Here is a 7,000-nt window from a genome sequence, read left to right as displayed (position 1 = left end):
ATGCCATGCGCTTTAACTACTTAGTAATACTTCGTGTATTAGTTGTTTAGTATTTTTACTTATGAGTCAAAATAAATGACTAATAATTAAAAACTTTTTAAAGCTTGTGAAAAGCTAGCTTGATGATTGATGAAGACTTTGTGTGAACATACCATTATTGCGACTTGTTGATTACACCGTAACAATTGACTTTGGTATGTTTGGCTAAGGTGGACTCAATTGCAGACAATTACGGTTGCAATATTACGCTACTTTTTTCCAACAATAGTTAAGAGTACTAGCGGATTTTTTTTATGTCTTCAAACGAGGTAATTATGGCTCAATACCAAGAAACAGTAGAATCAAGCGCGCTTACACGGCCCCCATCTGTTACTCCTAGAGGCGTTGCTGCAACTGAGTTACGTCCTTGGGGTTCTTTTACGGTTTTGGAAGAAGCACGGGGCTATAAAATCAAGCGTATTGAAGTTAAGCCGGGACATCGCTTGAGCTTACAAATGCACCATCACCGTAGCGAACACTGGATTGTCGTATCTGGAACTGCTAAAGTTACCTGTGGCGAACAAGAAATAGTGTTGAGCAATAATCAGTCCACCTACGTTCCACAATGCACCACGCACCGCTTAGAAAACCCTGGTGTAATTCCTTTAGTATTAATTGAAGTACAAAACGGGGAATATTTAGGAGAAGACGATATTGTGCGTTATCAAGACGATTATGCTCGCGCTGAAAAATAAAATCGGGGATAGCTTGTTAAAAGCCAACAACTCTTAACAGAGTCATAACTTTCATTTTAAAAATATATTGTGTTCTTCCTTTAAATCCCGCATGGAAACTTCTTACCCTTCTTGGCTTAAGATTTTCCGTGCGGTACTTTTTCGTGGGGTAAGAAGTCGGGTTTTGATGATTGTTTTGTGATTTTACGGATATTTATTGTCAAAATTCGACGAATGAGCTGATGAAAAATGTTTGACAGTGTAATCACGTTAAAATAATCAATTGTGGCTTTAAAATCCTAAATTTTTTGTTGTGTTTTTCCATGATTAAACTTTCTCAAGCAGCAGCAGACGAGATACAGCGATTAAAATCAAAACAGAAACAGCCTAACCTTCTATTTAGCTTGGCTGTCAAACCCGGTGGTTGTTCCGGTTGGTTTTACAATATGACTTTCAAAGACGGACACACATTAACAGATGGCGATCGCATTTTCATCAGTCACAATATTCAAATAGTCGTTTCGATCGAAACCTTAGAACATATTCAAGATTTAACTATAGAATATTCAGAAGACCTGATGGGTGGAGGTTTTCGCTTTTACAACTCCCTAGCAAGTACTGTTTGCAGCTGCGGGAATTCTTTTTCAGTGGACAGTTAACACTAAGCAGTAAAAATTTCTACTTTCTTGTTCACAATGCCTAATGTCCAAAACACCATATATTAAAAAAACCTAAAAATATCAAAAAAAATTTACATAATCTTTTAGAAAAAGAGATATAATTAGGATTTGTTAAAAGTTAGACAATACAACAGCTTGATGTGCTGTAACTCATGCCAACAATACAGCAATTAATTCGTAACGAACGCTTTAAAGCGCGTCAGAAAACAAAGTCCCCGGCTCTGAAACAATGCCCTCAAAGGCGGGGCGTTTGTACCAGGGTTTACACAACAACTCCTAAGAAACCCAACTCAGCTTTGAGAAAAGTCGCAAGGGTCAGATTGACTTCTGGATTTGAGGTAACAGCCTATATTCCAGGAATTGGTCATAACTTGCAAGAACACTCAGTTGTAATGATTCGTGGCGGTAGGGTAAAGGACTTACCGGGCGTGAGATACCACATCATCCGTGGAACCTTAGATACCGCCGGAGTCAAAGACCGCAAACAAGGTCGTTCAAAGTATGGAACGAAGCGCCCGAAAGAATCGTGATTGTGGTTCAATTACCGCAGAATACATATTATTTATATCGGTCGCGGTCTAACTACAGTTCCCATGATTACGCTCTGCGGTAAAAGATCAGCCACGCAGGAATGTACGAGAAAACAATCAAACTGCCGTATCGAAGTAAGGCGGCTGCCTGGGTTCTAGCCTGCTAGATAAAGGTCGCAAGACCAGAGAGGGAGAGTAAGACCATCACCGACTTGAGTGTCGGACTTGCAGTAATGTAAGTACATTACATGGCATCTGCCAATGAGACAGGAAGACCCATCCGCCATGGGGTAGGGTAGTTCACAAGCGTTCTCAGTATACTGATAAAGTTGAGAAAGTCCACGGCAACAGCGAGTTTAACTTTGATTAGTTCCGGTTTTTAGATTCTTCGCAATTGTTTGCTTAGAATGAGGAAGTTAGTATTTCTCGATTTCTAGATGATCTACGACCATAATAAAAGCACTTTCATACAAAAGTCGCGAAATAAAGAGTCAGGTGTCAAAAAAATCGGAATACATCCCATATAATGCCCGGAGTATTCCAAGTATTTCTGTGTAGTTGCCCTAATTGAATTAAAGGTTAAGTATGTCTCGTCGTGGTGTAATTCAAAGGCGTGCAGTCCCGCCTGATTCCGTTTACAACAGTCGCTTGATCAGTATGACAATCAGGCGAATCATGCGTCATGGCAAGAAATCTCTTGCGGCGCGGATAGTTTATGATGCAATGAAAATCATTGAAGAAAGAACTGGTAACGACCCTACAGAAGTGTTTGAGAGAGCGATACGCAATCTGACTCCATTAGTGGAAGTAAAAGCTCGGCGAGTTGGTGGAGCCACTTACCAAGTGCCAATGGAAGTTCGTTCGGAAAGAGGAACAACCCTCGCACTGCGTTGGTTGGTACAGTATTCCCGTCAGCGTCCGGGTCGAACAATGGCAAGCAAGCTAGCAAACGAATTAATGGATGCGTCAAACGAAACGGGTAGCGCAATTCGCAAACGGGAAGAAACACACCGAATGGCAGAAGCAAACAAAGCTTTTGCACATTATCGTTACTAAGTTGAAGGAAGATAGATATATTGCTTTCCTAGGTCGGCAATATATCATCTTTATTGCTATAAATATAACGGTTTTAGTTAGGTTAATAGTATAGAAACTTCTCGTTTTGGTAATATATCAAAATATCTGTAGGTTGAAAATCATAGGAGGCAGTCGTGGCACGTACCATCCCGCTAGAAAGAGTGCGCAATATGGGTATTGCAGCGCATATTGATGCGGGTAAAACAACAACAACAGAAAGAATACTGTTTTACTCCGGCATCATTCACAAAATAGGTGAAGTTCACGAGGGAACTGCCGTCACCGACTGGATGGCACAAGAACGGGAACGGGGAATTACGATTACTGCTGCTGCAATTAGTACCAGTTGGAAAGAACATCAAATTAACATTATTGATACCCCTGGTCACGTGGATTTCACCATTGAAGTTGAACGTTCGATGCGGGTATTGGATGGTGTCATCACGGTTTTATGTTCTGTAGGCGGCGTGCAGCCTCAGACAGAGACAGTTTGGCGGCAAGCAGACCGCTATCGGGTGCCAAGAATCATTTTTGTCAATAAGATGGATCGCACGGGCGCAAACTTTTATCGAGTTTACGAGCAAGCACGCGATCGCCTGCGGGCTAATGCTATTCCCATACAATTGCCAATTGGTAACGAAGGGGAATTTAGCGGCATTATTGACTTGGTAAAAATGCGTGCTTTTGTTTATAACAACGACCAAGGCACTGATATCGAGGAACAGGATATTCCTGGCGAAATGCAGGAATTGGCTTCGGAATATCGAACTAAACTGATTGAAGCAGTAGCAGAAACCTCGGATAGCTTGATGACCAAGTATTTCGAGGGTGAGGATTTGACCGAAGAGGAAGTTCGTCTTGCCTTGCGTAAAGGTACAATCGCTGGAACTATGGTGCCGATGCTTTGCGGTTCGGCATTCAAAAATAAAGGCGTACAATTGTTACTTGATGCAGTGGTAGATTATCTGCCATCCCCACTAGAAGTACCTCCAATTCAAGGCACCCTACCAAACGGTGAAACCGTTGAAAGGCACGCTGACGATCATGCTCCGTTATCGGCTCTGGCTTTCAAAGTTATGGCTGACCCCTACGGTCGTCTGACGTTTATTCGAGTTTACTCTGGCGTGCTAAAAAAAGGCAGCTATGTGTACAACTCCACCAAAGATAAAAAAGAACGACTTTCCCGTTTGGTGTTGATGAAAGCAGATGACCGACAAGATGTCGAACAACTATCTGCGGGAGACTTGGGGGCTGCGGTGGGTTTGAAGTATACCTTGACAGGTGACACGCTTTGTGATGAAGATTCTCCAGTGATTCTGGAATCGCTTTATATTCCTGAATCAGTAATATCTGTAGCGGTTGAACCCAAAACCCAAAACGATATGGAGAAATTAGGCAAAGCACTGCAATCACTTTCGGAAGAAGACCCAACCTTCCGAGTTAGCGTTAACCCTGAAACCAATCAAACAGTGATTGCGGGGATGGGGGAACTACACCTGGAAATTTTAGTAGATCGGATGCTACGAGAATTTAAGGTGGAAGCTAACGTTGGTGCGCCGCAGGTTGCCTATCGGGAAACAATCCGCAAATCCATTAACGGAATTGAAGGTAAATTCATCCGTCAGAGTGGTGGTAAAGGTCAATACGGTCACGTAGTGATCAACTTGGAACCAGGAGAACCCGGAAGCGGTTTTGAATTTGTTTCTAAGATTGTCGGTGGTTCGATACCAAAAGAATATGTTGGACCTGCCGAACAAGGAATGAAAGAAACCTGCGAATCCGGTATTATAGCTGGGTATCCATTAATTGACGTTAAAGCAACGTTAGTTGATGGGTCTTATCATGATGTAGATTCTTCGGAAATGGCTTTCAAAATTGCCGGTTCAATAGCAATGAAAGAAGCTGTAATCAAAGCTTCACCAGTGCTATTAGAACCTATGATGAAAGTTGAGGTAGAAGTACCCGAAGATTTTCTTGGGGATGTCATCGGCGACCTCAACTCTCGTCGTGGTCAAATTGAAGGCATGGAGTCCGAAGATAGCTTAGCCAAGGTAACTTCTAAAGTGCCATTGGCAGAAATGTTTGGTTACGCAACTGACATTCGGTCAAAAACCCAAGGTCGGGGTATCTTCTCGATGCAGTTTAGTAACTACGAAGAAGTGCCTCGCAACGTGGCTGAGGCAATCATCGCGAAAAACAAAGGGAACGCATAGTTAGAAAAGGAAACGAGCATACATGGCACGCGCAAAATTTGAAAGAAATAAACCACACGTTAATATCGGTACTATTGGCCACGTTGACCACGGTAAAACCACGTTGACAGCAGCTATCACCGTGACTTTATCTGCCTTGGGTCAGGCTACGGCTAAGAAATATGATGATATTGACAACGCGCCTGAAGAAAAGGCACGGGGTATTACCATTAATACCGCTCACGTTGAGTATGAGACTGAAGGTCGTCACTACGCCCATGTGGACTGTCCCGGACACGCTGACTACGTGAAAAACATGATCACTGGTGCAGCCCAAATGGACGGTGCAATTCTTGTAGTGTCTGCTGCTGACGGTCCGATGCCTCAAACCCGCGAACACATTCTGCTCGCAAAGCAGGTTGGTGTACCTAGCCTTGTGGTGTTCTTGAACAAACAAGACATGGTGGATGATGACGAATTATTGGAGTTGGTGGAGTTGGAAGTCCGCGAACTTCTTAGTGATTACGACTTCCCCGGCGACGAAATTCCCGTAGTTTCAGGTTCTGGTTTGCAAGCGTTGGAAAAAATGATTGCTAACCCCACCACCAAGAAAGGTGAAGATCCGTGGGTAGATAAAATCTACGAATTAATGGAACAAGTAGATGCTTATATTCCTACTCCCGAACGTGCTGTAGATAAGCCCTTCTTGATGGCGGTGGAAGATGTATTTTCGATTACAGGTCGCGGTACTGTCGCAACTGGTAGAATCGAACGCGGAAAAGTTAAAGTTGGCGACCAAGTTGAACTGGTTGGTATCAGAAATACTCGCGCCACCACCGTAACTGGGATCGAGATGTTTAAGAAGAGTCTCGATGAAGGTATGGCTGGAGATAATGCAGGAGTTTTGCTACGCGGTATGCAGAAAGAGGATATCGAACGTGGCATGGTAATAGCAAAGCCTGGTAGCATTACTCCTCATACTGAATTTGAAGGCGAAGTATACGTTTTAACAGAAAAAGAAGGCGGTCGTAAAACCCCATTCTTTTCCGGTTATCGTCCTCAATTCTACGTGCGTACCACTGATGTAACAGGCTCAATCAAATCCTTTACCGCCGATGATGGTAGTGAAGCGGAAATGGTAATGCCTGGAGACCGCATCAAAATGAACGTAGAATTAATCAGCCCGATCGCGATCGAACAAGGAATGCGCTTTGCAATCCGCGAAGGTGGTCGTACTATCGGTGCTGGGGTAGTTTCTAAAATCGTCAAGTAGTTGATGATAAATTTTAATTGAACAACAAGCAGGGATGGTATAATGCATCTCTGCTTTTTTACCTGTTTTAATAAATTGGAAACAGAAACAATCAGAATCCGGAAAGTAATTTTTTGATTTTGGCCGGCGTTCGTATATATTTCATATACATTTCCATTTCTTTCTCGTACAAACAATCAGAACCAGGAAAACTGAAATAATGGCTACTTTACAGCAGCAGAAAATTAGAATTCGTTTAAAAGCTTTTGACCGTCGCTTACTCGATACATCTTGCGAAAAAATAGTTGATACCGCAAATCGTACTAATGCAACAGCCATTGGTCCGATACCTTTACCTACAAAACGCCGCATTTACTGCGTACTTCGTTCTCCTCACGTAGATAAAGATTCGCGAGAACACTTTGAAACCCGTACCCATCGCCGGATTATCGATATCTATCAACCTTCCTCCAAAACCATTGACGCTTTGATGAAACTGGATTTACCTTCGGGTGTGGATATTGAAGTCAAACTTTAATTTCAATTCAACGTTATT

General features: G+C 42.6%; 7 protein-coding genes. All 7 read left to right on the top strand.

Annotated features, from left to right (window positions below; translation table 11 throughout):
- Nucleotides 1-314: 314 nt before the first annotated feature.
- The 7 genes from IQ247_RS19770 (at nt 315) to rpsJ (ending at nt 6,982) form a co-directional block, all read left to right on the top strand.
- Nucleotides 315-734: a phosphomannose isomerase type II C-terminal cupin domain gene (locus IQ247_RS19770; protein ID WP_193922825.1), complete on the top strand. Its 420-nt coding sequence runs from the start codon at nt 315-317 to the stop codon at nt 732-734.
- A gap of 302 nt (nt 735-1,036) precedes the next feature.
- Nucleotides 1,037-1,372, top strand: a complete 336-nt coding sequence (locus IQ247_RS19765) for a HesB/IscA family protein (protein ID WP_193922823.1) — start codon at nt 1,037-1,039, stop codon at nt 1,370-1,372.
- Nucleotides 1,373-1,545: 173 nt separating this feature from the next.
- Complete coding sequence (gene rpsL / locus IQ247_RS19760) at nt 1,546-1,923, top strand: 30S ribosomal protein S12 (RefSeq protein WP_193922822.1); 378 nt, start codon at nt 1,546-1,548, stop codon at nt 1,921-1,923.
- Between the two features lie 585 nt (nt 1,924-2,508).
- Entirely contained in the window at nt 2,509-2,979 is a 471-nt protein-coding gene (rpsG, locus tag IQ247_RS19755) for a 30S ribosomal protein S7 (RefSeq protein ID WP_193922820.1), read from the top strand.
- A gap of 155 nt (nt 2,980-3,134) precedes the next feature.
- Nucleotides 3,135-5,213 carry an elongation factor G gene (gene fusA / locus IQ247_RS19750; protein ID WP_193922819.1) on the top strand — a complete coding sequence of 693 codons (2,079 nt, stop codon included), beginning with the start codon at nt 3,135-3,137 and terminating at the stop codon, nt 5,211-5,213.
- A 22-nt stretch (nt 5,214-5,235) separates the two neighbouring features.
- On the top strand, nt 5,236-6,465 hold the full coding sequence (gene tuf, locus IQ247_RS19745) for an elongation factor Tu (RefSeq protein WP_193922818.1): 1,230 nt from the start codon (nt 5,236-5,238) through the stop codon (nt 6,463-6,465).
- 199 nt (nt 6,466-6,664) lie between these two features.
- Nucleotides 6,665-6,982: a 30S ribosomal protein S10 gene (rpsJ, locus tag IQ247_RS19740; RefSeq protein ID WP_015117212.1), complete on the top strand. Its 318-nt coding sequence runs from the start codon at nt 6,665-6,667 to the stop codon at nt 6,980-6,982.
- Nucleotides 6,983-7,000 lie beyond the last annotated feature (18 nt).

The sequence above is a fragment of the Plectonema cf. radiosum LEGE 06105 genome (assembly GCF_015207665.1).
Classification (GTDB): domain Bacteria; phylum Cyanobacteriota; class Cyanobacteriia; order Cyanobacteriales; family Nostocaceae; genus Rivularia; species Rivularia radiosa_A.
This window is presented reverse-complemented; position numbering and strand designations above follow the sequence as displayed.